At 68.9% G+C, this 25,931-nt stretch carries 24 protein-coding genes; 16 read left to right on the forward strand and 8 right to left on the reverse strand.

Going from position 1 to position 25,931, the window contains the following annotated elements; all coding sequences use genetic code 11:
* Positions 1–37 precede the first annotated feature (37 nt).
* The 11 genes from NMP03_RS13105 to NMP03_RS13155 all read left to right on the forward strand — a co-directional run bounded on the left by NMP03_RS13105 (position 38) and on the right by NMP03_RS13155 (position 10,747).
* Positions 38–445, forward strand: a complete 408-nt coding sequence (locus NMP03_RS13105; protein ID WP_256505895.1) for a phage major tail protein, TP901-1 family — start codon at positions 38–40, stop codon at positions 443–445.
* 119 nt (positions 446–564) lie between these two features.
* A complete protein-coding gene (locus NMP03_RS13110; protein ID WP_256505896.1) occupies positions 565–744 on the forward strand; it encodes a hypothetical protein in 180 nt (59 codons plus the stop codon).
* A 122-nt stretch (positions 745–866) separates the two neighbouring features.
* Complete coding sequence (locus NMP03_RS13115) at positions 867–1,010, forward strand: phage tail assembly chaperone (RefSeq protein WP_406697785.1); 144 nt, start codon at positions 867–869, stop codon at positions 1,008–1,010.
* Positions 1,003–1,569, forward strand: a complete 567-nt coding sequence (locus NMP03_RS13120) for a lysozyme family protein (RefSeq protein ID WP_256505898.1) — start codon at positions 1,003–1,005, stop codon at positions 1,567–1,569. The genes NMP03_RS13115 and NMP03_RS13120 overlap by 8 nt, the downstream gene beginning before the upstream one ends.
* 239 nt (positions 1,570–1,808) lie before the next feature.
* The gene (locus NMP03_RS13125) at positions 1,809–4,082 is read left to right on the forward strand and encodes a DUF2460 domain-containing protein (RefSeq protein ID WP_256505899.1); all 2,274 of its coding nucleotides are present in this window, start codon (positions 1,809–1,811) and stop codon (positions 4,080–4,082) included.
* Positions 4,079–4,879 (forward strand): DUF2163 domain-containing protein, encoded by an 801-nt coding sequence (locus tag NMP03_RS13130; RefSeq protein ID WP_256505900.1) that lies wholly within the window; start codon positions 4,079–4,081, stop codon positions 4,877–4,879. Before NMP03_RS13125 ends, NMP03_RS13130 begins: the two co-directional genes overlap by 4 nt.
* Positions 4,876–5,307 carry an NlpC/P60 family protein gene (locus NMP03_RS13135; protein WP_256505901.1) on the forward strand — a complete coding sequence of 144 codons (432 nt, stop codon included), beginning with the start codon at positions 4,876–4,878 and terminating at the stop codon, positions 5,305–5,307. Before NMP03_RS13130 ends, NMP03_RS13135 begins: the two co-directional genes overlap by 4 nt.
* 72 nt (positions 5,308–5,379) lie before the next feature.
* Positions 5,380–7,500 carry a phage tail protein gene (locus NMP03_RS13140; protein ID WP_256505902.1) on the forward strand — a complete coding sequence of 707 codons (2,121 nt, stop codon included), beginning with the start codon at positions 5,380–5,382 and terminating at the stop codon, positions 7,498–7,500.
* Positions 7,497–8,003, forward strand: a complete 507-nt coding sequence (locus NMP03_RS13145) for a DUF2793 domain-containing protein (protein ID WP_256505903.1) — start codon at positions 7,497–7,499, stop codon at positions 8,001–8,003. Before NMP03_RS13140 ends, NMP03_RS13145 begins: the two co-directional genes overlap by 4 nt.
* Positions 8,004–8,112: 109 nt before the next feature.
* Positions 8,113–9,216, forward strand: coding sequence for an OmpA family protein (locus tag NMP03_RS13150; RefSeq protein ID WP_256505904.1), 1,104 nt, complete (start codon positions 8,113–8,115; stop codon positions 9,214–9,216).
* 157 nt (positions 9,217–9,373) lie between these two features.
* Positions 9,374–10,747 carry a glutamate--cysteine ligase gene (locus NMP03_RS13155; RefSeq protein WP_256505905.1) on the forward strand — a complete coding sequence of 458 codons (1,374 nt, stop codon included), beginning with the start codon at positions 9,374–9,376 and terminating at the stop codon, positions 10,745–10,747.
* A 132-nt stretch (positions 10,748–10,879) separates the two neighbouring features.
* On the opposite strand, the gene NMP03_RS13160 is transcribed toward NMP03_RS13155, so the two are convergent.
* Positions 10,880–12,172, reverse strand: a complete 1,293-nt coding sequence (locus NMP03_RS13160) for a methyltransferase family protein (protein ID WP_256505906.1) — start codon at positions 12,170–12,172, stop codon at positions 10,880–10,882.
* A 334-nt stretch (positions 12,173–12,506) separates the two neighbouring features.
* Here NMP03_RS13160 and NMP03_RS13165 point away from each other — a divergent pair, with 334 nt between their 5' ends.
* Complete coding sequence (locus tag NMP03_RS13165; RefSeq protein WP_256505907.1) at positions 12,507–14,414, forward strand: M61 family metallopeptidase; 1,908 nt, start codon at positions 12,507–12,509, stop codon at positions 14,412–14,414.
* Between the two features lie 111 nt (positions 14,415–14,525).
* A complete protein-coding gene (gene ppa / locus NMP03_RS13170; protein ID WP_256505908.1) occupies positions 14,526–15,107 on the forward strand; it encodes an inorganic diphosphatase in 582 nt (193 codons plus the stop codon).
* A gap of 70 nt (positions 15,108–15,177) precedes the next feature.
* Here the strand turns inward: ppa and NMP03_RS13175 are convergent, their stop codons facing one another.
* A complete protein-coding gene (locus NMP03_RS13175; protein ID WP_256505909.1) occupies positions 15,178–16,080 on the reverse strand; it encodes a DMT family transporter in 903 nt (300 codons plus the stop codon).
* A gap of 124 nt (positions 16,081–16,204) precedes the next feature.
* Here NMP03_RS13175 and NMP03_RS13180 point away from each other — a divergent pair, with 124 nt between their 5' ends.
* Complete coding sequence (locus NMP03_RS13180) at positions 16,205–17,488, forward strand: DUF2254 domain-containing protein (protein ID WP_256505910.1); 1,284 nt, start codon at positions 16,205–16,207, stop codon at positions 17,486–17,488.
* Positions 17,489–17,558: 70 nt separating this feature from the next.
* Here the strand turns inward: NMP03_RS13180 and ispG are convergent, their stop codons facing one another.
* Entirely contained in the window at positions 17,559–18,683 is a 1,125-nt protein-coding gene (gene ispG / locus NMP03_RS13185) for a flavodoxin-dependent (E)-4-hydroxy-3-methylbut-2-enyl-diphosphate synthase (protein WP_256505911.1), read from the reverse strand.
* 99 nt (positions 18,684–18,782) lie between these two features.
* On the opposite strand from ispG, the gene NMP03_RS13190 reads away from it, so the two are divergent.
* Entirely contained in the window at positions 18,783–20,051 is a 1,269-nt protein-coding gene (locus tag NMP03_RS13190; RefSeq protein WP_256505912.1) for an acyltransferase family protein, read from the forward strand.
* 4 nt (positions 20,052–20,055) lie between these two features.
* On the opposite strand, the gene murA is transcribed toward NMP03_RS13190, so the two are convergent.
* Positions 20,056–21,339, reverse strand: coding sequence for a UDP-N-acetylglucosamine 1-carboxyvinyltransferase (gene murA / locus NMP03_RS13195; protein WP_256505913.1), 1,284 nt, complete (start codon positions 21,337–21,339; stop codon positions 20,056–20,058).
* A gap of 148 nt (positions 21,340–21,487) precedes the next feature.
* On the opposite strand from murA, the gene NMP03_RS13200 reads away from it, so the two are divergent.
* Entirely contained in the window at positions 21,488–22,195 is a 708-nt protein-coding gene (locus NMP03_RS13200; RefSeq protein WP_256505914.1) for a Crp/Fnr family transcriptional regulator, read from the forward strand.
* A gap of 15 nt (positions 22,196–22,210) precedes the next feature.
* Here NMP03_RS13200 and clpS read toward each other — a convergent pair whose 3' ends face one another.
* The 4 genes from clpS to NMP03_RS13220 form a co-directional block, all read right to left on the reverse strand.
* Positions 22,211–22,546, reverse strand: a complete 336-nt coding sequence (gene clpS / locus NMP03_RS13205) for an ATP-dependent Clp protease adapter ClpS (protein WP_256508128.1) — start codon at positions 22,544–22,546, stop codon at positions 22,211–22,213.
* Between the two features lie 113 nt (positions 22,547–22,659).
* Complete coding sequence (locus NMP03_RS13210; protein WP_256505915.1) at positions 22,660–24,738, reverse strand: TonB-dependent receptor; 2,079 nt, start codon at positions 24,736–24,738, stop codon at positions 22,660–22,662.
* A 344-nt stretch (positions 24,739–25,082) separates the two neighbouring features.
* On the reverse strand, positions 25,083–25,622 hold the full coding sequence (locus NMP03_RS13215) for a cytochrome b (RefSeq protein WP_256505916.1): 540 nt from the start codon (positions 25,620–25,622) through the stop codon (positions 25,083–25,085).
* A complete protein-coding gene (locus tag NMP03_RS13220) occupies positions 25,615–25,917 on the reverse strand; it encodes an EthD family reductase (RefSeq protein WP_256505917.1) in 303 nt (100 codons plus the stop codon). Before NMP03_RS13220 ends, NMP03_RS13215 begins: the two co-directional genes overlap by 8 nt.
* Positions 25,918–25,931 lie beyond the last annotated feature (14 nt).

The following is a 25,931-nucleotide window of genomic DNA, read 5'->3' on the forward strand; positions in this document are numbered from 1 at the left end:
GGGAGGGGGGGGCAGAAGATTCTTTGGGAGACGGGATATGGCGGCGGAGAGGGGTAGTGCGTTCCTGCTGAAGGTGGGGGACGGGGCGGTGCCGGTGGGGTTTGCGACCGTCGCGGGGCTTCGGACCACGCAATTGTCGATCAATGGCGAGGCGGTGGCGATCACGTCGAAAGATTCGGGCGGGTGGCGCGAATTGCTCTCGGGCGCGGGGGTGCGATCGGTGAGCGTGTCGGCGGCGGGGATCTTTACCGGGTCGGCGGCCGAGGTGCGGGTGAAGGGCAATGCGCTGGCGGGGGTGATCGACCAGTATCGGCTGAGCTTCGAGAGCGGCGAGACGATGACCGGTCGGTTCCTGGTGACGCGGCTCGACTATGCCGGGGATGTGAATGGCGAGCGGAGCTACACGCTGAGCCTGGAGAGTTCCGGGCCGGTGGTGAGCGCGTGATGGCGGGGTTCGGGCCGGACGAGGTCGGGGTGCTTGCGGACAGGCCCCACCCCAACCCCTCCCCTGAAGGGGAGGGGCTTTGGCGGTCGGGGGCCAACCCGGCGCGGGGCGAGGTTGCGTTGCGCGTGGCGGGGGAGGTGCTGGTGTTGCGGCCTTCCTTTGCGGCGTTGGTGGCGGCGGAGGGCGAGCCGGCACCGATGGCGCGGGTGGATTTCGCCGAGGGGGTGGCGGCTGGGGGGCTGGCGGCGGCTACGCCGGTGCTTCGGGTGCTGGTTGGGCAGATATTGGCGGGGCGGTGATGGCCCACGGTAGCGGATCGTTTGGGGCGAGCCCCCTCCACCATCCTGTGGATGGTCCCCCTCCCCCTGCGGGGGAGGATTTTGGCGGGTGTGCTGCGCGGTTGGCGGGGATGGCTGGGGTGGTGTTCGGGTGGACGCCCGGTGCGTTTTGGGACGCGACGCCTGCCGAATTGGCGGCGCTGGTTTCCGCGCTCACCGGCGACGAGGTGGCGGCGGCGGATCGTGGGACGCTGATGCGGTTGATGGAGGCTTTTCCTGATGGATGAGGAAATCGAGCGGCTGGTGGTGCGGGTGCGCGCCGATACGCAAGGGTTCGCGCGCGACGTGGCCGAGATGCGTGGCAGCCTGGAGGGTCCGTTCGAGGCGGGGGTCGATCGCGCGGGGCGGGCGATCGAGACGGTGCTGCTGCGCGCGGTGCGATCGGGCAAATTGGGGTTCGACGACCTGGGCAAGGTGGCGCTGGGGGTGCTCGACCAGATCGCGGCGAGCGCGGTGCGCGGCGGGATCGGCGCGGCGCTGGGCGGGGGCGGAGGTGGGATCGGCGGGCTGGTGGGAGCGCTGGCGGGGCTGATTTCGGGTGCGCCGGGGCGCGCGACCGGCGGGCCGGTGAGCCCTGGGCGGGCCTATGTCGTTGGCGAGCGCGGGCCGGAATGGTTCGTGCCGACGGCGAGCGGGCGGGTCGAGACCGGCGCGCCGGGGGGCGTGCGCGAGGTTCGGGTGTCGATTGCGGTGCATGCCGGGGCGGGCGAGGCACCCGCCGCGCTGGCGCGATCGGGGCGGCAGGTGGCGCGCGCGGTGAAAGCGGCGCTGGGGGGCGTGGAGTGACGTGCTCCCCTCCCTGAAAGGGAGGGGTTGGGGGTGGGTCGGGTCCGGGGGGCACGACGAACGCGCCACGCACCCTTTCCGTCGCGCGAGCAGCTACCCGCCGCCGACCCCTGAAAGCCAAGGGGGCAAGGAGGGGCTGCTTGGGTGGCCTGGGGGCTGGCAACTGGCCGACCCACCCCCGGCCCCTCCCTTGACCAGGGAGGGGAGGAAGAAGGGGCGGGGAAGAAGAAGGATACATCATGGGACATTGGCTGGCGGCTGCGCGGGGGGTGCAGGCGGGGGGGACGGTTTCGCGCTTCGATCCGCGCTATTGGAGCGTCAATTTTCCGCGGCCGATGATGGCGAGCGTGGTCACGACCGCGGCCGATGCGCTGCGCGTCGATTGCGTATTCTATCGGCGCGGCGATCTGGCGGGGCTGATCTGGGAGAGCGAAGACACGCATGATCATCCGCTGCTGCGATACGAGACCGACCGCGATTATCGGCGGTGCCGGTTGCGGTTTCGCTGGCGGTCGGGGGGCGTCGTCGCGCTCGATGCGGTCAACGGCCCGACGCTGACGATCGAGGGGCGCGATGCCGCGGGCGTGGCGCGCGCCTGGTATGTGCGGTTGTGGAATTATGCGGTCGGGTCGCCGGAAGATGCGATGGTCACGATCGATTTCGGTAATGTTGTCGGTGGTTATCGGCTGCCCGACGATGCCGATCCGGTGTTCGCGGGCGATGTCGACCGGATGTTCGTGTCGCTGGTGCCACCCGGGTTCGTCGAGGGCGACGAGGGGTTCATCGCGGCGAGCGAGGGCTGGGCCGAAGTGTCGGGCATCGCGTGCGAGGGATCGGGCAGCGTGCTGGCGATCGGCGATTGCGTGGTGCCAGCGCACGACCTGCGGATCGCGGGGGGCTATGACGACAGCTATAACCTGACCCCGGCGCGATTGCTGCGCAACATGCTGCAGCTGGGCTATCGCGGGCCGGTGATCCATTATGTCGGGATGAGCCATTATTTCCGGCTCGAGCCCGCAGGGGCGGGGCTGTATGTCAGCTTGGGCGGCGGGGTGCTCAATGCGCCGACGCTGGCCTGGCATCGCGACTTTGCCGCGCGCGCGCACGCGCTTGGGTATGAAATCATCTGGTCGCTGAGCTATGAATTGTTCGACGCGCATTGCTGGAACGACTGGAAGCAGCGTGATTTCACCGGCGCGCCGGCGCTGACCGGATGGGTGCCGCCGTCGACCTTGCTGTCGCCCGCCAATGCTGGGGCGATGGGGTATTTGCAGCAGGTAGCGCAGGCATTCGTGGGGATCGCGGTCGCGGCGGGGATGCCGGTGCGGTTCCAGGTGGGCGAGCCGTGGTGGTGGGTGACCCCCGGCGAGCGGCGACCGTGCTTGTATGACGATGCTGCAAGGGCGGCGCTGGGCGAGGCGGCGGTGATCGAGGATCTGCGCGCGCCGCTCGATGTCGGGCAGTTGGCGTTGCTTGATCGAGCGGGGGCGATGCTCGCCGCGTCGACCGCGGCATTGTGCGCGGCGGTGAAGGCGGTGGCACCCGATGCCGAGACCTTGCTGTTGGCGTATCTACCGACGGTGCTCGACGCACAGGCGCCCGAGGCCAAGCGCGCGAACCTGCCGGTCGGCTGGGCCAGGCCGGCGTTCGATGTGCTGCAGCTCGAGGATTATGACTGGGCGGCGACTGGCAATGCGGGGGCAAGTGCGCGCGGGGTGGCACTGGCGCAGGCGCGGCTTGGCTATCCGGTGGCCGAGCAACATTATCTGAGCGGCTTCGTGCTGCGGCCCGAGGAAGCGCGGCAATGGCACGCGATCGACGCCGCCGCCGACGTCGCCAAGGCGCGCGGGGTGGCCGAGACCTTTGTGTGGGCGCTGCCGCAGGTGCTGCGCGACGGATATCTGCATTTCGGGCAAGGGGAGGACGCGATGACGCCGTTCGACGACGTGCTGTTTCCGCTGGCGCTGGGGGCGCAATGCGAGGTCGCGCCCGAGCTTTCGACGATGGTGATGACGAGTGCCGGCGGGCATGAGCAGCGCAATGTCGGTTGGGCGCAGCCGCGCACCCGCTATGACGTCGGGCCGGGGGTGCGATCGGAGGAGGATATTGCCGCGTTGCTGGCGTTCTTCCGCGCGCGAATGGGGGCAGCGCGGGGGTTTCGGCTGCGCGATCCGTTCGATGCCGGGGCGACAGGCGAGCGGATCGGGACTGGCGACGGGCAGACGGTGCGCTTTGCGTTGGTCAAGCACTACGGCGAGAATGTCCGGCGGATCACGCGGCCGGTGGCGGGCAGCGTGGTGCTGCGCGTCGGCGGGGTGGCGACGCAGGGCTTCAGCGTCGAGCCGGGGGGCTATGTGACGCTCGATGCCGCGCCGGCGGCGGGGATCGCGGTGGTGGCCGATTTCGCCTTCGACGTGGCCGTGCGGTTTGCAGAGGATGTGCTGCGCGTCAATCGTGCGACGTTCCTGGCGGGCGAGGCGCCGTCGGTGCCGCTGGTCGAGATCCGCGAATGAGCTGGCTGCAGGAAAGCTGCACCACGATCGCCTTTTGCTGGCGGGTCGAGCGGCGCGACGGGGTGGCGATCGGGCTGACCTCGCATGATCGCGACCTGCTGGTCGAGGGGCTGGTGCATCGCGCCGCGCCGGGGATCGTGCCTTCGGCGATCCGGCGGAGCGACGGGCTCGATGTCGATAGCATGGAGGTGGCCGGCGTGCTGAACCATGCGGCGATCGGCGAGGTCGATTTGCTTGCCGGGCGATGGGACGGCGCGCGGGTGGCGCTGTTCGCGGTCGATTGGACCGATCCGTCGCGACGGGTGGCGCTGGGCGAGGGGATGATCGGCGCGATCGAGACCGGCGATGGCAGCTTCAGCGCCGAATTGCGCGGAGCGAGCGCGGCGCTCGAGCGGCCGGTGTGCGAGGTGACCTCGCCCGAATGCCGCGCCGAGCTGGGCGACAAGAGATGTCGGGTGGCGATGGCGGGGCGGCGCAGCTTTGCGCGGGTGGTGGCGAGCGCGGGCAATGCGGTGACGCTGGATGCTGCGGGCGAGGGGCTGGGGAGCGGGCTGCTGCGCTGGTTCGGCGGCGAGAATTGCGGGCTGGAGGATGCGATCGATACCGCCGCGGGCGCGGTGGTGACGCTTCGCCACGCGCCGCGGCTGGCGGTGGCGGCGGGCGATCTGGTCGAGTTGATCGAGGGGTGCGACAAAAGGTTGGAGACCTGTGCCGGGCGGTTCGGCAACGCGGCGAATTTCCAGGGCGAGCCGTTCCTGCCGGGGGTCGATTTGCTGACGCGGTATCCGGGGGCATGAGCGCGGTCGCGGCGGCGGCGCGCGCATTGGTGGGGGCGCGGTTCCGGTTGCACGGGCGTGATCCGGCGATGGGGCTCGATTGCGTGGGGGTGGTGGCGGCGGCGTTGGCGCGGGCTGGGGCGCAGGTCACGGTGCCGCAGGGCTATGCGATGCGGACGGGGGATGCCGATCGGGTGGCGATGCTGATCGCCCGCGCGGGGCTGGTGCGGGTCGAGCGCATGGCGGCGGGCGATGTGGTGCTGGTGCGTAGCGGGCCGGGGCAATTGCATCTGGGGGTGTGGACCGGCGCGGGGCTGGTGCATGCCGATGCGCATTTGCGGCGGGTGGTCGAGCGGCCGGGGGCGGTGGCCTGGCCGGTGGTGGGGGTGTTTCGGTGGGGTGGGGCGACCGCGAGTGCGGTCGCTGCACCCTCACCCAGCTCCGACTAGGGCCGCGTGAAGGACGCGACCCAAGTCTGCGCAACCCTCTCCCGCTCGCGGGAGAGGGAATGGGGGGATATTATGGCTACGTTGGTGCTGACGACGGTGGGCGGGTTGCTCGGCGGGCCGGTGGGGGGTGCGATCGGGGCGCTGGTGGGGCGGTCGATCGATGGGGTGTTGCTGCGGCCGGGGCGGCGCGAGGGGCCAAGGCTCAGCGAGCTGGCGGTGCAGACCTCCTCCTATGGCGCGCAGGTGCCGCGATTGTTCGGGACGATCCGGGTGGCGGGCAGCGTAATCTGGTCGACCGAGCTGATCGAGACGCGCACCAGCGAGGGGGGCGGCAAGGGGCGGCCGGGTAGCGTGCAATATAGCTATGCCGCGTCGTTCGCGGTGCTGTTGTCGGCTCGGGCGCTGCTGGGGGTGAAGCGGATCTGGGCCGATGGCAAATTGCTGCGCGGGGCGGCGGGGGACTTCAAGGCGGCGACCGGGTTCCGGCTGCACCTGGGCGATTCCGACCAGCCGGTCGATCCGCTGATCGCCGGCGCGGTGGGGGCGGCGCAGTGTCCGGCGTGGCGCGGTCATGCCTATGCGGTGTTCGAGCAGTTGCAGCTCGCCGATTTCGGCAACCGGATTCCGTCGCTGACCTTCGAGGTCGAGGCCGATGTCGGGCCGGTTACCGTGGGGGCGGTGGCGGGGGCGCTTGGCGAGGTGGGCAGCGAGGCGCTGGTGCCGGTGCTGGACGGGTTTTCGGCGCATGGCGGGTCGACGCGCGCGGTGCTCGAGACGCTGGCCGGGGCGACGGGGGCGTGGTTCGCGCCGGTCGGCGACGGTATCGCGATGCGCGGCGGCGTCGGGGCGGCGCGCGACGTGGCGGACGACGGGGTGGGCGGTGCGCGCGCGGCGCGGTCGATCGCCGCCGCCGACCAGGCGCCGCGGGTGCTGACGATCGGCCATTACGACGCGGCGCGCGACTATCAGGCGGGGTTGCAGCGCGCGTCGCGGCCGGGGGCGGGAACGCGCGAGCTGCATCTGGAATTGCCCGCGGTGCTCGACGCCGCGACCGCCAAGCAGGTCGCGGCGGCGATGCTGGCGCGCGCCGATTCGGAGCGCGGGCGGCGGCGGGTGGCGCTGGGATGGGACGCGCTCGACATCGCGCCGGGCGACCGCGTGCGGGTCGCGGGCGAGGACGGGTTGTGGCGGGTCGCCGAATGGGCGCTCGAGGGCAATGGCGTGATGCTCGAGCTGGCGCCGATCGTGGTAGCGAGCGCGCGTGCTTCGGCGTCGTCGGGCGCGGTCGTCGCGGCACCCGACCGGGTGCATGGCGCGACGGTGCTGGTCGCCGCCGAGCTGCCGCCGGGCGACGGCGCGCTGCTGGCGCAGCCGCGGGTGACGATCGTCGCGGGCGGCATCGGGGCCGGGTGGCGATCGGCGACGCTGATGCTGGCGAATCCGGCGGGCGAATGGACGGTGGCGGGGACGACTCGCGCGCCGGGGGTGATCGGTACGATAGTGGACGCGCCGCGGCCGGCGCGCGCGACGATCGAGGATCGCGCGCAGTCGATCCTGGTCGAGCTGGCGCATGGCGAGATGCTGTTGCGGCATGCCGATCGCGGGGCGCTCGATCGCGGGGCCAATCTGGCGCTGGTGGGGGACGAATTGATCCAGTTCGGTGCGGCGGTGCAGGAAAGCGCGCGGCGCTGGCGGCTGTCGCGGCTGTGGCGCGGGCGGCTGGGAACCGAGGGGGCGATCGCGGGGCACGCGCCGGGTGAGCGGTTCGCGCTGCTGGCGCCCGAGAGCGTGGTGACGATCGACCTGCCGCTGTCGGCGATCGGCGGGACGATCCGGGTGGGCGCAGTGGGGATCGCTGATGCAGCCCCGGTCGAGCTCGTCGTGCCGGTGACGGGGGCGTCGGTGGTGCCCCCCGCGCCGGTGCATCTGCGGGCGCGAGCGAACGGCGGCGGCGTCGCGCTGCGCTGGACGCGGCGGAGCCGGGCGGGGTGGCGCTGGATCGACGGGGTCGATGCGCCGCTCGCCGAGGAGGCCGAGCGCTATGTCGTGCGCGTGGCCGGTGCCGAGCTCGCGACGAGCGCTCCCGAGGCGGTGGTCGTGGCGCCAGCAGAGGGGTGGCGCGCCAGGATCGCGCAGGTGGGAACCATCGGCGCCTCCAGCCCCAGCGAAATCAGCCAAGGAGATATGCGATGACCGACGATTCGACCGACCGGCTGGGCTTGCCGTTGCTCCATGCGGGGCAGGCGCAAAAGGAGATCACGCATAACGAGGCGCTGGTGCTGCTCGATATGATCGTCGCGGCGGCGGTGGTGGCGGTCGGTACGCTGGTGCCGCCGGTCGATCCCGTGCCGGGCGAATGCTGGATCGTGGGGTCGGGCGCGAGCGGGGCATGGGCGGGGAACGACGGGTCGCTCGCCGGCTGGACGGCCAATGGATGGCGCTGCGCGGCGCCGCGCGAGGGGATGCGCGCATGGTCGATCGCCGACGCCAGCGAGGTGGTTTATTGTGGCGGCATCTGGGTGGTCGGCGAGGTGACTGGTGCTGCCTTGCGGATCGATGGGCAACAGGTGGTGGGGCCGCGCGAACCCGCGATCGATGGGCCCGCCGGTGGCGAAACGATCGACCTGCAAGCCCGGGTTGCGGTGGACAACGTGCTGGCGGCGCTGCGCGCTCATGGTTTGATCGCAACGGCTTAAACTGTGTCGTTCCAGCAACAGTCGAGCTTTTGTTTCGCTTGCCCTGAAACCAACCCGAGTATAGGGAGTTTGCGCTGTCCGTAGTGACAACCGAGAAAGGGGATTTTTTATGCGGAAGATTGCCGTAGCAGTGGCGCTTGCGTCCACCGCACTGAGCACTCCCGTCCTGGCCCGCGATGGTGCGTGGTATGTGGGCGTAGAGGGCGGTGCAATGATCGTCGAGGACTTCGAGTTCGACCTCGCCGACACTGACACCAACGTGCTGACCACCGATTCGGCCTATGGCTGGGACGTTGACGCACTGGTGGGTTATGACTTCGGGGCGTTCCGCCTCGAAACCGAAGTCGGCTATCGCCGTGCGAATGCCGACGCGCATCAGACTTCGGTCGCGCTCGCAGGCCTTCCTGCTGGCAACTACGAAGGTGCCGGCGCAAACGGTCGCGCATCGGCGCTTAGCTTCATGGTCAACGGCCTTCTGGACTTCGGTCCCGACGACGGCATCCAGGGCTTCGTCGGCGGTGGTGCCGGTGTGGCACGCGTGAAGTTCGAAGATTACGGTATCGGTACCGTCAATCTGCTGGACGACAGCGACACCGTGTTCGCATGGCAGGCACTGGCGGGCGTCCGCGCTCCGCTGAGCGAAAATGTCGACGTCTCGCTGAAGTATCGTTTCTTCAACGCAGACAACGTCAACGTGATCGCAAACACGGGCGCTTCGCTCGATACGCGGTTCCGTTCGCACAGCATCCTGGGCGGTCTGATCTTCAACTTCGGCGAGCCTACCCCGCCGCCGCCGCCGCCTCCCCCGCCGCCCCCGCCGCCTCCTCCCCCGCCGCCGCCTGAAGCGCCGGTCGAGCAGGTCTGCACCCCTGGGCCGTACATCGTGTTCTTCGAGTGGGATCGCTCGGACATCACGCCGGAAGCGTCGAGCATCCTCGACAACGCCGTGTCGGCCTATCAGAGCTGCGGTAACGCGCAGGTCATGCTTGCCGGTCACGCCGATAAGTCGGGTGCCGCTTCGTACAACGTCGGTCTGTCGCAGCGTCGCGCTGATGCGGTCCGTTCGTACCTGTCGGGCCGTGGTATCGCAGATACCGCGATCTCGACCGAAGCATTCGGTGAAGCACAGCCCCGCGTCGACACCGCCGATGGTGTGCGCGAGCTGCAGAACCGTCGCGTGGAAGTCACGTACGGTCCTGGCGCCGGCATGTAATTGCCAGTTTCCCTGGAGTTTCCAGGGAAGCGACCAGAAAATCGGGGAGGTCGGGCAACCGGCCTTCCCTTTTTTTGTTCGGAGCCCGCGAAGCCGCTGCCTGCGCGGGCTTTCGTCACCCCTAGCGCTCGCCGCGCGGGCGTCGTAATGCGCGGCGATGAGCACGAAGACGGTATCGGTCACCCAATCACCGCTGATCGAACACCGTTCGCAGCTGGTCGACTATTTTGCCGGCGGCGAGAAGCCCGCCGCGCGTTGGCGCATCGGCACCGAGCACGAGAAATTCGTGTATCGCACCGCCGATTGCCGCGCCCCCAGCTATGACGAGCCCGGCGGCATCCGCGACCTGTTGATGGCACTGACCGAATTCGGCTGGACCCCGGTCGAGGAAAAGGGCGTGGTGATCGCGCTGGCCGGCCCCGACGGGACGGTCAGCCTCGAGCCCGCGGGCCAGCTCGAGCTATCGGGCGCGCCGCTGGAGAATCTCCACCAGACCTGCGCCGAGACCGGCCGGCACCTGCAGCAGGTGAAGGCGGTCGGCGACAAGCTCGGCCTGGGCTTCCTCGGGCTCGGCATGTGGCCCGACAAGACGCGCGCCGACCTGCCGGTCATGCCCAAGGGGCGCTACAAGATCATGCTCAACCATATGCCGCGCGTCGGCAGCATGGGGCTCGACATGATGCTGCGCACCTGCACGATCCAGGTGAACCTGGATTACGCGACCGAAGCCGACATGGTGCAGAAATTCCGCGTCGGGCTAGCGCTGCAGCCGCTGGCGACCGCGTTGTTCGCCAATTCGCCGCTGACCGAGGGCGTGCCCAACGGCATGCTGTCGTACCGCAGCCATATCTGGTCGGACACCGACCCGCATCGCACCGGCATGCTGCCCTTCGTGTTCGAGGATGGCTTCGGCTACGAGCGCTACACCGACTATGCGCTCGATGTGCCGATGTACTTCGTCTATCGCAACGGCAGCTATATCGACGCAGCTGGCTTGAGCTTCCGCGATTTCTTGCGCGGTGAATTGTCGGTGCTGCCGGGCGAGAAGCCGACGATCGACGACTGGGCCGATCATCTGTCGACCGCCTTTCCCGAAGTGCGGCTCAAGACCTTCCTCGAGATGCGCGGCGCCGATGGCGGGCCGTGGGGGCGGATCTGCGCGCTGCCCGCCTTGTGGGTGGGGTTGCTGTACGACCAAGGTGCGCTCGATGCGGCGTGGGACCTGGTCAAGGGCTGGTCGATGGACGACCGCGAGGCGCTGCGCAATGCGGTGCCCAAGCTCGCGCTCGATGCGCCGCTGCCGGGGGGCGGGCGGTTGCGCGACATTGCCGGGCGGGTGCTCGACATCGCGCATGCGGGGCTGGCGGCGCGCGCGCGCGGCAATGGCGCGGGGGACGACGAGACGGGGTATCTCGACCCGCTTCGCGAGATCGTTCGCAGCGGCAAGGTGCCGGCGCAGCACCTGCTCGATCGGTACAACACCGCCTGGGATGGCGATGCGTGTGCGATCTACAGCGAGAACCGGTTCTGACCCTTCTTTCCTCCCCATCGAAGATGGGGAGGGGGACCGCGGAGCGGTGGATGGGCATGGCGCGAGCGGTGCGTTTGCCGCGTTCCCCTCCACCGCCTTTGGCGGTCCCCCTCCCCACTGCGTGGGGAGGATTTAGGAGGCCTGTTTCCCCCGCACGAAGGCGAGGAAGCGCGGCACCGGCGCGTTGCGCTCCATCCAGGCCGAATAGGCGCGATAGGCGGGGTCGGCGCCGAGGTGCCGCTCCTCGGTCTTGCCGCGCCAATAATAGACGCCGCTGACCAGCCCCAGCAGGATGGTGTTGCGCGCGGCGTCGCCCAGGCTGTCGGTGGTGGTGAGGATCGGGATCGTCGACAGCCACCAGAACAAATTCTTGCTGAGATAGGCGGGGTGGCGCGTCCAGCGATAGGGGCCGTGGGTGATGATCCCGCGGTGCGTGAGGTTGGAAAAGCGCAGCCCGAACGCGACCGTCGCCCAGGCATAGACCAGGGTGAGCGCGACGAGCGCTGCGCCGACGAGGCTCAGCAACAGCGGATGCCCCGCGAACCAGCCGGTCCATTCGCCGCTGCCCGGGTGATAATCGAGCGGGCCGCCGGGGCTCATCAGGATGAAGGGCGGGTAGCAGATCAGCGCCGCCACCCAGCCGCTGGCATAGGGGTTGGCGGTGCGGATATGCGCGTCGAGCGGCCGGAGCGTGAGGATATAGCCGACCGTCGCGAAGCCGACATCGACGACGAACATCAGCGTGATGAGCGCCATCGCCAGCGCGACCGGGTCGGCAAGCACCTGGGCGAGGTCGAGGCGGATGAGCTGACCATAGCCGCCGGGCAGCACGCCGAGCATGAAGGGGAGGAAGAACGCCTTGACCCCCCACGACCGCAGATGGTTCCAGATCGCTTCGCGGTCGATCGGCTCGTCGAGCCCGAGCGCCCAGGCGCCGAGATGCCAGGTGCCGTCGCGCGGTTCGGTGGCGATCCGATCGGTGAAGAAGATATAGGGGATCGAGGCGAGGAACAGCCAGGGCGCCGCGGTCTCGATACAGTCGATCGCGAAGACGTAGATGCCGCTATGGTAGAAGCGGCCGACGAAATAGATCAGCGCGATTCCCGCGAAGGTGATCCACAGCCCGGCGAGGCGGGTGAGGCTGGTGTCGCTGGTTTCGCGCCACGGCCGCGAATTGGCCCAGTCGAGCCCGGTCGAGGCGTTGCGATGGACCTTGTCGACCAGCAGCGACCACAGGATCATCGGGATCCCGCCGGCGAGCAGGTTGACCAATGCGCCATAGGGCCCGTCGAACCCGCGCCAGCGCGCAAAGCCCAGCCACAGCGCCATGCCGGCCAGCCCGGCGATGCCGGTGCCGGTCGACACCGCCGAGGCCGGGCGCCGGTCGGCGGCGGCGCGGGGGGGGAGGGTCGCGGCCTGGTGCATCGCGCTGGGATAGCGGGGGAATGGTAAGCAACGGGTGAAGGGGGCGGGCGGGTCCCTGCGCCAAAGCTGGAGGGGGCTCCTCCCCGCCAGGGGGAGGTGGCGGGCGCGTTGGCGCTCGTCGGAGGGGGCGGATGGGGGGCGGTTGGTGGTTCGCGGTGGTTCGGGTCGCGGAGGCATGGGTTGGGGCTGCCATTGCGAGCGTGTCGCTTTCCGCCCCCTCCGTCAGCCTGCGGCGGCCACCTCCCCCTGACGGGGGAGGATCAAAGGGCTTTACGTTGCGGCACGGGGGCGCTTTACTGGGCGTTTAGTCCGTTACCCATTTCCGAAAGTCCCTATGCCCCGTAGCCTTGCGTTCGCTGCCCTGTTGCTCGCCACCACCGCCGCCTCGGCGCAGGTGCAGAACACCGCGCCCCAGCCGCTGCCGATCGAACAGACGGTGCCCACCGCGCGCGACGTCGACTATCCCGGCGTCATCAAGCTGGTGGTCGATGCGACCGATATCGAGCGCGCGATCTTCCGGGTGAAGGAGACCATCCCGGTGGCGGAGGCGGGGCGGATGACGCTGCTGATGCCAGAGTGGCTGCCGGGCAACCATGCGCCGCGCGGGCAGATCGAGAAGCTTGCGGGGCTCAAGATCACCGCGGGTGGGCGCGTGGTGCGCTGGACGCGCGATCTGGTGAACCCCTATGCCTTCCACATCGACGTGCCGCAGGGCGCGCGGCAGATCGATGCCGAGTTCGAATTCCTGTCGGCGACCAAGCCCGACCAGGGGCGGATCGTGATGACCCCGGCGATGCTGAACCTGCAATGGGAATCGGTGAGCCTGTATCCCGCGGGCTATTTCACCCGGCGGATCCCGATCCAGGCGACGGTGAAATATCCCGCGGGCTGGTCGGCGGCATCGGGGCTGCCTTCGACCAAGAGCGGCTCGACCTATGCGTACCAGCAGACCAGCTACGAGACGCTGCAGGATTCGCCGGTGTTCGCGGGCGCGCATTACCAGGAATGGAAGCTCACCGACCGCGTCGACCTCAACGTCTTCGCCGACACGCCCGAGGAACTCGCGGCGACCCCTGAGCAGATCGCATCGCATCGCCGGCTGGCCGAACAGGCGGTAAAGCTGTTCGGCGCGCAGCATTACGACCGCTATGAGTTCCTGCTGGCGATCACCGACAAGATGGGCGGGATCGGGCTCGAGCATCATCGCAGCTCGGAAAACGGCGTGACGCCGGGCTATTTCACCGAATGGGACAAGGGGCCGGGCCGCCGCAACCTGTTGCCGCACGAGATGGTGCATAGCTGGAACGGCAAATATCGCCGCGGCGCCGACCTGTTCACCCCCGATTTCGCGACGCCGATGCGCAATTCGCTATTGTGGGTGTATGAAGGCCAGACCCAGTTCTGGGGCTATATGCTCCAGGCGCGTTCGGGGATCGTCTCGAAACAGGACACGCTCGACATGCTGGCGTCGATCGGCGCGTCGCTCGACAACCGTCCGGGGCGCGAATGGCGGCCGGTGGGCGATACCGTCAACGACCCGATCATCTCGGCGCGCCGCCCCAAGGGGTGGGTGAGCTGGCAGCGCAGCGAGGATTATTACAACGAGGGGCTGCTGATCTGGCTCGAGGTCGATTCGATGCTGCGCAAACAGTCGGGCGGCCGCAAATCGATGGACGATTTCGCCAAGGCGTTCTTCGGGATGAACGACGGCGACTGGGGGGTGCTGCCCTATACGTTCGAGGAACTGGTCACGACGCTGAACGGGGTGCAGCCCTATGACTGGGCGAGCTTCCTCAACACGCGGCTGACCGAACTCGGCGAGCGCGCGCCCTTGGGCGGGTTCGAGGCCAATGGCTATCGCCTCGTCTATACCGAGGAGCCCACCGCCTATCTCAAGACGCAGGAAGCCGGCGGGACGCTCGACCTCACCTATTCGCTCGGCATGGCGATCGGCAAGGAAGGCAAGGTTTCGGGGGTGAAGTGGGACGGGATGGCGTTCGGTGCCGACATCGATGTCGATACCGAGATCGTCGCGGTCAACGGCGCGGCCTACACGCCCGCGCGGCTGAAGGCGGCGGTTACCGCGAACAAGGGCGGCAAGGCACCGATCAAGCTGACGCTGAAAGACGGCGAAGGCTTCCGCGAGGCGGTGCTCGATTATCGCGGTGGCCATCGCTATCCGCGGCTCGAAAAGATCGCCAGCGGCGAAGCCGGGCTCGATCGGCTGCTGGCGGCGCGCTGACCGCGACCATCGTCGCTCTTGCCACCGCGCCCGTGTCGCAGCATGGGAACGGGCAGGCGGGGTTGGGCGCACGCCGGTGAAAAACCGAGATACTGAACAAGGAAGCAATGCATGCGCATCGATATGGTGCCGGTCGGCAAGAACCCACCGGACGACCTGAACGTCATCATCGAGGTTCCCACCGGCGGCGAGCCGGTGAAATATGAGTTCGACAAGGCCAGCGGCGCGCTGTTCGTCGACCGCATCCTGCACACGCCGATGCGCTATCCGGCGAATTACGGCTTCGTTCCGCATACGCTGAGCCCCGATGGCGATCCGCTCGATGCGCTGGTGATCGCGCGCTCGCCCTTCATCCCCGGCTGCGTCGTGCGCGCGCGGCCGATTGCGGTGCTGAACCTAGAGGACGAGGCCGGCGGCGACGAGAAGCTGGTCTGCGTGCCGGTCGATTCGACCTTCCCTTATTATTCGAACGTCAACGAACGCGCCGACATGCCCGAGATCGTGTTCGAGCAGATCGAGCATTTCTTCACCCACTACAAAGACCTGGAAAAGAAGAAGTGGGTCCGCGTCGGGGTGTGGGGCGATGCCGAGGAGGCCAAGCGAATCACCGTCGAGGCGATCGAGCGCTACGAAGCCGCCAAGGCGCAGGGCCAGGAGCCGATGAACCACGACGTGGCCGGCCGCGAAGGCTGAGCCAACCCGCTTGTGGTAGCGACAAACCCCGTCGGCGCACACGCGCCGGCGGGGTTCGTCATTTGGAGCCTCAGGCGATCGCGCTTTCGACGACGGGTTCGGCGATCGGCGGGCGCGCGCGGGCCGCCAGGATGCAGCCCGCGACGATCAGCAGCGTGCCGGCGAGCGTGGTCCAGGTCACCGCTTCGCCGAAGAACAGCCAGCCGCAGATCGCCGCCCAGACGAAGGCGGTATATTCGACCGGGATGAGCAACTGCGCCTCGGCGCGCGCATAGGCCCAGCCCATCGCGATCAGCGACAGCACCGCGAGCACACCCGCGCCGAGGATCGCGGGCCAGTCGGTCGCGCGCGGGGCATCGAGCAGCCAGGGCGCCACGAGCGCGAGCACGGTGAGCACCGTCAGCGTCTGGAAGAAGCCGATCTCTAGCGGGCGCGCGATGAGCGCCTGCTTGCGCGCGAGGATGAGGTTGTAGGCGAACAGCACCGCCGACAGCAGCACCGCGCCCACCCCCAACAAGGCTTCAGGGTCGTAGCTGCCCGACAGCCGTCCGGCGAGGATCACCGCCACCCCGGCCAGCGCGATCACCGACGACACGATCGCCGCGCGGCCGATCGTCTCGCCGAGCAGCAGCGCCGCCAGGTACAACGCGATCAGCGGCGCGATGAACGACAGCGCGATCGCCTCGGCGATCGGCAGCACGCCGATCGAATAGAAGAACAATAGCGACATGAAGGTGACGACCACCCCGCGCCAGGCGTGCAGCCGCAGCGCCGCGCGCCCGGGCATCGTCGGCCGCGACAGCCCCCAAGCCGTCCCGGCGATCACCGCGCCGGCAAGGTTGCGCCATGCCACCGCCGAATAGACGCCGATGCCGAGCACCAGCCCCTTCATGATGACGTCCATCACCGAATAGGTCGCGACGCCGAGGCACGCGACGAGGAAGGCGGCGATGGCGGGGGTCGGGCGCGACATGCGGGCGGCTTAGCCGGGGTGCGGGGGCGGCGCCAGCGGGCGAGCGGGGTGCTGCGCAAAACCTGCGCGTCAGGCGGCCGAACATCTGCCAGAGAGGGCTTGGGCGACGCAAGCGGAGGGCAATTTGGATTTCTCGTCGACATCGGTGGTCAGCCGCGGCAGCTGGCTGTTGCGCAAATGGAGCCGCAAGATCTGGGTACGCGCCAGCCTGTTCAGCCTTGCCGCGATCGCCACCGCGCTGCTGGCGGGCGTCGTCGGGCCCTATATCGAGGCCGATCTGCAGATCAAGCTGGCGGCCGATTCGGTGGGCGGCATCCTCAACATCCTGGCGTCGAGCATGCTGGCGGTGACGACCTTTTCGCTGTCGATCATGGTGTCGGCATATTCGTCCGCCACCTCCAACGTCACGCCGCACTCGACCAAGCTGCTGCTGAGCGATTCGGTGGCGCAGAACACGCTGGCCACCTTCATCGGCAGCTTCCTGTTCAGCATCGTCGGCATCATCGGGCTGGCGGCGGGGCTGTATTCGGACACCGGCCGGATCGTCCTGTTCTTCGCGACATTGGTGGTCATCCTCGTCATCACCACCGCATTGCTGCGCTGGATCGAGCAGCTCGGCAAATTCGGTCGCGTCGGCGACACGATCGACCGCGTCGAGGCCGCGGCGACCCCGCCGATTTGCGAATGGGGCCGCTCGCACCGGCTGGGGGCGCGGCCTGCGGTCGCGATACCCGCATCCGCGCTGCCGCTTGCCGCGGAATCGACGGGGCATATCCAGCATATCGACATGGAGAAATTGGCGAAGCTTGCCGACGACCATGACCTGACGATCCATATCGTCGCGCTGCCCGGCGCCTATGTTCATGCCGAGCGCGCGATCGCGCAGATCGAGGGGCGCCCCGACGATACGGCGCGCGCCGCCATCGCCGCCTGTTTCTCGATCGGCCGGCATCGCGAATATGATCAGGATCCGCGCTTCGGCTTGATCGTGCTGTCCGAAATCGCCTCGCGCGCGCTGTCGCCCGCGGTGAACGACCCGGGGACCGCGATCGAGGTGATCGGCGCGGGGCTGCGCACCTTGCTGGCCTATGGCGAAGCGTGCGCGAAGCCCGCAGACGATCGCTTCGCCAGGCTGCACGGGCCGAACCTCGAGGTTGCCGACTTGTTCGATGCGTTCTTCAACCCGATCGCGCGCGATGGCGCGGCATTGGTCGAGGTGCAGCTTCGCCTCCAGTTCGCGCTCGAGGCGCTGGCGGGGAGTGCGCCGGCGCTGTTTGGCGCGGCGGCGTGCGAACAGTCGGCGCGGGCGTCGCGGCGCGGTGCCGAGGCGATGACCGCTGCGCATGACCGCGCCGCGCTGGCGCAGCGGGCGCGGTGGGCTGGGGCGGGCTGGGTGAGCGACTGCTAAAGCGGGGCGGCGCTGCCAGGCTGCACGGTGGACCCCGGAACAAGTCCGGGGTGACGGGGGGAGGGTGGCCTTACGCCGCGACCACCGCCTTCGCCGCTTCGCTCGCCTCGAGCTCGGCCGCCTTGGCTTCGACCAGCCGAACGATGTGGTCGACCATGCCTTCGTCCTGGACGTGGTGGTCGGTGACCCCCGACAGATACACCATGTGCTTGCCGTTGCCGCCGCCGGTGATGCCGATGTCGGTTTCGCGCGCTTCGCCGGGGCCGTTGACGACGCAGCCGAGCACCGAGAGGCTCATCGGAGTGCGGATGTGCTGGAGGCGCTCCTCGAGCTTCTGGACGGTGCGGATCACGTCGAAGCCCTGGCGCGAGCAGGACGGGCACGAGACGACGCGGACGCCGCGGTTGCGGATGCCCAATGCCTTGAGGATCTCGAAGCCCACGCGGACTTCCTCCTCGGGCTCGGCCGAGAGCGAGACGCGGATCGTGTCGCCGATGCCGTACCACAGCAGGCTGCCCATCCCGATCGCCGATTTGACGGTGCCCCCGACGAACCCGCCCGCCTCGGTGATGCCCAGGTGCAGCGGGCAATCGACGACTTCGGCAAGCTGCTGATAGGCGGCGACCGCCAGGAACAGGTCCGACGCCTTCACCGCGACCTTGAATTCGTGGAAGTCGTGGTCCTGCAACAGCTTGATATGGTCGAGCGCCGATTCGACCAGCGCCTCGGGGCAGGGCTCGCCATATTTTTCGAGCAGGTGGCGCTCGAGCGAGCCGCCATTGACGCCGATGCGGATCGCGCAGCCATTGGCCTTGGCAGCGCGCACGACTTCGGCGACTCGCGCGGGCGATCCGATATTGCCGGGGTTGATCCGCAGGCAGGCAGCGCCCGCGTCGGCGGCTTCGAGCGCGCGCTTATAGTGGAAATGGATGTCGGCGACGATCGGCACGCGCGCGGCGCGGACGATCTGGCCCAATGCCGCGGTGCTTTCGACATCGGGGCACGACACGCGGATGATGTCGACGCCGGCATCCTCGCAGCGGCGGATCTGCGCGATCGTCGCGGCAGGGTCGCTGGTGGGCGCGTTGGTCATCGTCTGCACGGTCACCGGCGCGTCGCCGCCGACGGGGACGTTGCCGACCATGATCTGCCGGCTGCGGCGGCGGGTGATGTCGCGCCATGGTCTGATCGACATGAGAAATCTCGCTAACGGTTCGGTTACCTGGGGGCATCTATAGCGGCGACGGGCGCCGCACGAAAGCGCGCGCCGGGTATCGAGGCCAGGCCAGTGCAGATGGAGGCGATTGCCGGGATCGACAACCGGGCAGGGCAGCGCCACTACGGCCTCGACTGGCTGCGCATCGCCGCGTTCGCGCTGCTGATCCTCTATCATATCGGCATGGTCTTCGCACCCTGGAGCTGGGTGATCGATACCCAGCGCAGCTATCCCGCGCTGATTCCGCCGATGGCGCTGCTCACCCCCTGGCGGCTGGCGTTGCTGTTCGCGGTATCGGGCTATGCCTCGCGGATGTTGTTGCTGCGATCGGCAAGCGCGCGCGGCTTCGTGCGCTCGCGCAACCTGCGGCTGCTGGTGCCGCTGGCGTTCGGCATGGTCGTGCTGGTGCCGATCGAGATGTGGATCCAGATCGTCGATCATGGCTATCCGGGAAGCTATTGGCGCTTCTGGACGCGCGATTACTGGCGCGCGGGGATGTTCTGGGGCGAGAGTTTTCCGAGCTGGGAGCATCTGTGGTTCGTCGTGTACCTCTGGGCGTACACGATGATCGCGGCGGCGCTGGTCGCGAGCGGGCGGATGCCTGGCGGGGGCGCAGTCGGCTGGCTGCTCCAAGGCAGGCGATTATTGTGGGCGCCGATCGCGGCGATGGGCGCGGTGCGGCTGGCCTTGTTGTTCACCGTGCCCGAGCAGCAGGGGCTGTTCAGCGACTGGCCGGGGCACGCGACCTATTTCCCCAGCTTCCTGTTCGGCTTCACGCTGGCGGCGCAGCCGCAGCTATGGGCTGGGGTAGATCGGTTGGGGAAGCCCGCACTGGCGATCGCCGGGCTGGCGGGCATTGTCGTGGTCGCGACCGAGCTTCGCTACCAGGGCGAGACGGTGCCGCCGCATCTGGTGATGATGGCCGATCGCTTCGCGCGGGTGGCGATGGGCTGGGCGATGACGCTGGCGCTGTTCCACCTCGCCGATCGCCACTGGAACCGCGACCATCGCTGGCGCCGCACGCTGGGCGAGGCGGTGTTCCCCTTCTACCTCGTCCACCATGTCGCGATCGTGGTGATCGCGTGGGAGACGCTGGGCTGGGGGCTGGGGCCATGGGCCGAGTTCGCGATCCTGCTCGGCGGCACCGCGGCGGTGTGCATGGTGTTCTATCTGGTCGGACGGCGGGTGCGCTGGTTGCGGCCGTTGGTGGGGCTCGCAAATTCCTCCCCCGCAGGGGGAGGGGGACCGCGTAGCGGTGGAGGGGGCTTTCGGCGAGCAATGCCGCTTGGGGCCCGCCCCCTCCACCATGCTTCGCATGGTCCCCCTCCCCCTGCGGGGGAGGAATAAGGGGTCAGCCGTCGCCCAGGCGTTCGATGTCGGCGCCGACGCCCTGGAGCTTTTCCTCGAGCCGCTCATAGCCGCGGTCGAGATGGTAGATCCGGCTGACCTGGGTCTCGCCCTCGGCGGCGAGGCCGGCGATGATCAGGCTCATCGAGGCGCGAAGGTCGGTCGCCATCACCGGCGCGCCGATCAGCGGGGTGCGTCCGCGTACCACCGCCGAACGCCCGGTCACCTGGATGTCGGCGCCCATCCGCGCGAGCTCGGGAACGTGCATGTAGCGGTTTTCGAAGATCGTCTCGGTCAGCAGGCTCGCGCCCTCGGCCTGGGTCAGCATCGCCATGAACTGCGCCTGCATGTCGGTGGCGAAGCCGGGGAAGGGCGCGGTCGACAGCGTCAGCGGCTTGAGCCCGCCCGCGGCTTCGATGAACAGCGAATCGCGGCGTTCCTCGACGGTGACCCCCGCCTCGACCAATGCCGCGATCGTCGCGCGCATGTCGGTCGCGCTCGCGCCGACCAGCTCGACCGCGCCGCCGGTGATCGCCGCGGCGCAGGCATAGCTGCCCGCCTCGATCCGGTCGGGCATCACGCGGTAGGTCGCGCCGTGCAGCCGGTCGCGACCCTCGATCGTCAGCGTCTCGCTGCCGATGCCGGTGATCGATGCACCCATCGCCAGCAGGCAATTGCACAAATCGACGATCTCGGGCTCGCGCGCGGCGTTCTCGATCACGCTGGTGCCCTTGGCGAGCACCGCGGCCATCAGCGCGTTCTCGGTCGCGCCGACCGACACGATCGGGAAGCTGACGCGGCCACCAGGAAGACGCCCCCCCGGTGCGGTCGCCTTCACATAGCCCGCCGCGAGCTCGATCTCGGCGCCCAGCGCCTCGAGCGCCTTGAGATGCAGGTCGATTGGGCGGTTGCCGATCGCGCAGCCGCCGGGCAGCGACACCGTCGCCTCGCCCGCGCGCGCTAGCAGCGGCCCGAGCACCAGGATCGACGCGCGCATCTTGCGGACGATGTCATAGGGCGCGACGGTCGAGGTGAGGCGCTGCGCGCGCATCGTCATCACCCGCCCGAAATCGGTGGGGTGCGCGCCCTCGACCATCGTCGAGACGCCGAGCTGGTTGAGCAGATGGCCGAACCCGTCGACATCAGCGAGCCGCGGCAGGTTGCGCAGCGTCAGCGGCTCGTCGGTGAGCAAGGCGCAGGGCATGAGCGTGAGGGCGGCGTTCTTGGCGCCCGAAATGGCGATGCGGCCTTGCAGGCGGTTGCCGCCGCGAATGATGATACGATCCATGCGGGGCTTCTATCGCACCCGAACCGCGGCGCAAGCTTCGCATTCGTGGACCATCGATCGACAAGATCGCCGCAATCCGGGACAAGCTTGCGGGGCTGGCACGACGAAGGAGAAGCACCGCGTGGATGGAAGTTGTTTCGCCGATGTGTTGAGCGCCCATATCGCGCTCACCCAGAACGAGATCGACGCGCTGGCGCGGCTCGAGGAGCGCAACCGCACGCTCAAGCGCGGCTCGGTGCTGCGTCGGTCGAGCGATTCGGGGAACGAATTGTTCGTGCTGCGCAAGGGCTGCATGATGACCTATGTCATCCTGGGCGACGGCGCGCGGCAGATCCTGCGGTTTCACTTCCCCGGCGACATGCTGGGGCTGTCGTCGATCCTGTACGAGGAAGCCCCCGAGACGATCTGTGCGCTGTCCGAATGCGTCGTCTGCCCGTTCGAAAAATCGGGCTTAAGCGAACTGGTAGAGACGCATCCGCGGCTGGCGGCGATGATCCTGGTCTATGGCCAGATCGAACGCATCGCGCTGACCGACCGGCTGGCGGCGCTGGGGCGGACCTCGGCCAAGGCGCGGGTCGGGTCGCTGCTGCTCGAGCTGCGCAACCGGCTGCGTGCCGCCGACCGCGAGATCGGCGACAGCTTCGCGCTTGGGCTGACGCAGGAGGAGATCGGCGACGCGACCGGGCTGACCGCGGTCCACGTCAACCGGATGCTGCGCCAGCTCGAGGAAGAGGGGATGATCGCGCGCACTGGCGGCAGGGTGACGATCCGCGACGAAATCGCGCTGACCGCGGCGTCGAATTATGTCGATCGCCACCGGGGGCTTGACCTCGCCTGGCTGCCCAAGGGGCGTTGAGGCGGGTTTAGGCGCTCAGGCCTTTTCGAGCGTGCATTGCAGCGGGTGCTGGTTCTGGCGCGCAAGGTCCATGACCTGGCTCACCTTGGTCTCTGCGACCTCGTAGGTGAACACCCCGCACACCCCGACGCCCTTCTGGTGGACGTGAAGCATCACCTGCGTCGCCTCTTCCATGCTCATGCGGAAGAAACGCTGGAGGCACAGCACGACGAATTCCATCGGGGTGTAATCGTCGTTGAGCATCAGCACACGATAGGGGGTTGGCTGCTTGGTCTTGGTCCGCGTCCGCGTCGCGACGCCCAGCGAGTCGCGACCGCCATCATTGTCGCGCTCGTCGCCGTCTTCGGCCATCAGCATCGGCGGATTGGTCAGGGTCAACATCACGTCCTGAAATATGGCATTTGGGGGCATGAGGGCAAGGGTGCCGATGGGGTGGGTGCGCGGTTTCGCGCGCAGCCCCGCGCTCAATCGAGCGCGGCGCGGACGCCGATCCACAATTGGCGCGGGCGCGCGCGTTCGAGCGCGGTGCCGCTGAACCCGGTTTCGACCCGCGCATCGAACAGATTTTCGGCGCGTCCCTCGATCGCCAGCCCCCGCGCGACGGGCACCGCAACCACCGCATCGAGCGTCAGCGCGTCGCCCAGCGACCGGCTGTTCTGGTCGTCCTCGAATTGTTCGCTGACATAGCGCAGCGCGGTCGAGGCGACAAAGCCGTTCTTCGCCCAGCCGATCGTTCCCGCCGCCTGGTGCGCGGGCACTTGCGCGGGGCGAAGCCCGTCGAGCGCGGGGGCGAGCGGGCCGGCGGTGACGGTCGCGTCGGCATAGGCATAGGACAGCCCCAGCGTGAAGGCGCCCAGCCGCGCGCGCCCGTCGATCTCGACCCCGCGCGATTCGATCGAGTCGAGATTGTCGCGCCGGCGGTAGAAGCCCGCCGCCGAGACGAAGCCGACCCCGGGGAAGGTGCCGGGGCCCGCCGCGACGGTGACGTTGGCGATCGCGTCGTTCAGCCGGTTGGCGAACACCGTCGCCGCCAGCGTGAAGCGGTCGTCGAAGGCGAAGTCGATCCCCGCCTCGACCCCCTCGAGCGTCTCGGGCGCAAGCTCGGCATTGGCGGCGGTCGCGTCGGCGCCCGCGCGGAAGGGGCGATACAGCTCGTTGGGGGTCGGCAGCCGCCAGCCGCGATACACCGCCGCGCGCACCGTCAGCGGCGCGGCGAGGGCATAGGCCAGCCCGAAGCGCCCGGTCGGCTCGGTGCCCGATCGATCGGCGAAGCGCGTGTCGGTCAGCGTCGCCCCGGTCGCCAGCGTCGCCTCGAACAACCGGCCATCCTCGATCCACCAGCCGTCGAGCCGCCCATTGGCGTCGATCCGCAGGTCGCCGAGCGTCGCCTTGAGATCGACGAAGCCGCCCAGCGTGCGCGTCGTGCCGCCCGCGACGCGGCGGCGGGTGGGGAGCGCGTTGACGAAGGTATAAAGCTCGCGCGTCTCGCCCGAGGTTTCGCGGACGTCGCTGCCCAGCCGTACCGCGATTGCATCGCCCAGCGGCGGGGCGATCTCGAAGCGCGCGCCAAGCCCGGTGGCGGGGGTGTTGTACTGGTCGAGCGTCTGCGTCGAGGCGCTGCGATCGGCGGCGACAGACGCGAAGCTGCTCGCGAAGCGCCGCGTCTGGACATAGCCGAGCGCCGACCAGCCCCAGCGCCCGCGCCCGACCAGCCGGACGCTGGCATCGGCGCCGTCGCTCTCGATCCCGGTGAACGCCTGGCCGCGCTCGCGCCGGTCGGTGAAGCCCTGCACTGTCGCTTGCAATTCGGTGTCGGGGGCGATCGCGATCACCGTCCGCGCCGAGGCGTTGAACTGTTCATAGGGCGCAGGCCGATCGGCGGCGCCGCGATCCTGCGCGACGATCGGCACGAAACCGTCGCCGCGCGCATAGCCCGCGGTGAAGCTCGCGAAGCCGTTGTCGCGCACCAGGCTCGCCGAGCCCTGGGCGTCGATCGCGTTGCGTTCGCCATAGAAGATATCGGCGGTCAGCGGCGACAATTGGTCGGGGGTCGCGCTGGTCATCTCGATCACGCCGGACAGCGCGCCCGATCCCCACAGCGCGCTGCCGCCGCCGCGCTGGACGCGGACCTGGCCGAGCCGCGAAGGCGCATAAGCGGGGAAGGCGACCCAGCCCGCGAAGGGATCGGCCTGCGGCACCCCGTCGAGGATCAGCAGCGCGCGGCTCGAGGCGTTGCCGCCGATGCCGCGCAGCGTGATCCCCTGGCTGGTGGGGTTGGCCGATCGCGAATCGGCGCGGCGGAACGACTGGATGCCGGCGATGTCGGCCAGCGCATCCTCGAGCCGGTTGCTCGCGGTGCGGGTCAGCCGGTCACGGTCGAGGATCGCGATCGCGTCGGATCGCGGATCGACCTCGGCGATCCCGCGCCCGGTGACGACGATGTCGGGCAGCGGCGATGCCGGCACGGGTTGCACGGTTTGCGCCAGCGCAGGAGCGGCGGTGCCGGCGAGCAGCAGGAAGGCGAGCGGAAGGTGGGTGCGCAAGATACCGGAACTCCGAGGATTTGCGCCGGCGGGTGCATGGTCGGCGCGCCGCGGTCAACCGTCTTGGCGCGAACCAACTCGTGAACTCGTTAACGGCGCTTTCGCTGGAAGAGCGGAACGACCGACTATGGGGGAGAGCGGACGTTCCCCGATCGTCACCCCGGACTTGTTCCGGGGCCCGCCGAACCGCCGGGCGCTAGAGATATCGATGGAGGACCGGAACCTGGCGACAAGGTCATTCCACGCGGACGCAGGGGGACGCTCGTTCATCGGCAGCATTATCCTTGGCACGGCAGACCCCGGAACAAGTCCGGGGTGACGAAAAAATGCCGTCCGCGCCCCGCTCAGCCGAGCATCCGGCGCAGCACGCCGTCGCGCAGCACCAGATGGTGGCGAAGCGCCGCGGCGATGTGGCCGAGCGCGGCGGCGATCATCACCCAGCCGAGGATCTCGTGCCCCTCGCGCGACAGCCCGACGATCGCATCGTCGCGGGTCAGTGCGAGCTTGGGCACGCCGAACAGGTCGAACCAGGTGAGCGGATATTTTCCCGCCGAGGAAAAGATATAGCCCGTTAGCGGCAATGCCAGCATCAGCGCATAGAGCAGCACATGCACCGCCACCGCGATCCGCGCGTCGCGGCGCGAGACGCTGGCGGGAAGCGGCGGCGGCGGGTTCATCAGCCGCCAGCCGATGCGGATGAGCGCCAGCGCCAGCAGCGTCAGCCCGATCGACTTGTGCAGCCCGACGGTCTCGTAGCCGGCGTCCTCTAGCGTATCGCTCAGCAGCCCCAGCGGCAGATTGACCAGGATCAGCGCCGCCATGCTCCAGTGGAGGAAGCGCGAGACCGTACCATAGCGGCCGGCGGGATGCCTGGCGTCACCCATGCTGCAGGAAATGCATGCTGGGTTCGATATCGGTGAAATTGGGCACGTCGCCCATGATCCCGGGAGCTTCGGGCGAAGCGAGCGCTGCCTGCAGCGCGTCGGCGTCGCGGAAGCTGAGCACCGCCACCGCGGTGAACCCGCTGTCACCCGCGCCGCTGGGGTACAGCGCCTGCGCGTCGGTCAGGCCGTATTGCGCCCAGCCGTCGCGCACCAACGGCATGTGCGTCGCGGTGTAATAGGCTTCGTCGAACCGCGCGCCGTCGCGCTTGGGATAGGTGACCAGAACGACGTGCATCGACGATACTCCTT

Source organism: Sphingomonas qomolangmaensis, from assembly GCF_024496245.1.
GTDB classification, from domain to species: domain Bacteria; phylum Pseudomonadota; class Alphaproteobacteria; order Sphingomonadales; family Sphingomonadaceae; genus Sphingomonas; species Sphingomonas qomolangmaensis.

Coding starts and splice junctions, on each gene's coding strand:
- NMP03_RS13105 (WP_256505895.1), top strand. CDS start 38: ATGGCGGCGGAGAGGGGTAGTGCGTTCCTGCTGAAGGTGGGGGACGGG.
- NMP03_RS13120 (WP_256505898.1), top strand. CDS start 1,003: ATGGATGAGGAAATCGAGCGGCTGGTGGTGCGGGTGCGCGCCGATACG.
- NMP03_RS13125 (WP_256505899.1), top strand. CDS start 1,809: ATGGGACATTGGCTGGCGGCTGCGCGGGGGGTGCAGGCGGGGGGGACG.
- NMP03_RS13130 (WP_256505900.1), top strand. CDS start 4,079: ATGAGCTGGCTGCAGGAAAGCTGCACCACGATCGCCTTTTGCTGGCGG.
- NMP03_RS13135 (WP_256505901.1), top strand. CDS start 4,876: ATGAGCGCGGTCGCGGCGGCGGCGCGCGCATTGGTGGGGGCGCGGTTC.
- NMP03_RS13140 (WP_256505902.1), top strand. CDS start 5,380: ATGGCTACGTTGGTGCTGACGACGGTGGGCGGGTTGCTCGGCGGGCCG.
- NMP03_RS13145 (WP_256505903.1), top strand. CDS start 7,497: ATGACCGACGATTCGACCGACCGGCTGGGCTTGCCGTTGCTCCATGCG.
- NMP03_RS13150 (WP_256505904.1), top strand. CDS start 8,113: ATGCGGAAGATTGCCGTAGCAGTGGCGCTTGCGTCCACCGCACTGAGC.
- NMP03_RS13155 (WP_256505905.1), top strand. CDS start 9,374: ATGAGCACGAAGACGGTATCGGTCACCCAATCACCGCTGATCGAACAC.
- NMP03_RS13160 (WP_256505906.1), bottom strand. CDS start 12,172: ATGCACCAGGCCGCGACCCTCCCCCCCCGCGCCGCCGCCGACCGGCGC.
- NMP03_RS13165 (WP_256505907.1), top strand. CDS start 12,507: ATGCCCCGTAGCCTTGCGTTCGCTGCCCTGTTGCTCGCCACCACCGCC.
- ppa (WP_256505908.1), top strand. CDS start 14,526: ATGCGCATCGATATGGTGCCGGTCGGCAAGAACCCACCGGACGACCTG.
- NMP03_RS13175 (WP_256505909.1), bottom strand. CDS start 16,080: ATGTCGCGCCCGACCCCCGCCATCGCCGCCTTCCTCGTCGCGTGCCTC.
- ispG (WP_256505911.1), bottom strand. CDS start 18,683: ATGTCGATCAGACCATGGCGCGACATCACCCGCCGCCGCAGCCGGCAG.
- NMP03_RS13190 (WP_256505912.1), top strand. CDS start 18,783: ATGGAGGCGATTGCCGGGATCGACAACCGGGCAGGGCAGCGCCACTAC.
- murA (WP_256505913.1), bottom strand. CDS start 21,339: ATGGATCGTATCATCATTCGCGGCGGCAACCGCCTGCAAGGCCGCATC.
- clpS (WP_256508128.1), bottom strand. CDS start 22,546: ATGGCCGAAGACGGCGACGAGCGCGACAATGATGGCGGTCGCGACTCG.
- NMP03_RS13215 (WP_256505916.1), bottom strand. CDS start 25,622: ATGGGTGACGCCAGGCATCCCGCCGGCCGCTATGGTACGGTCTCGCGC.
- NMP03_RS13220 (WP_256505917.1), bottom strand. CDS start 25,917: ATGCACGTCGTTCTGGTCACCTATCCCAAGCGCGACGGCGCGCGGTTC.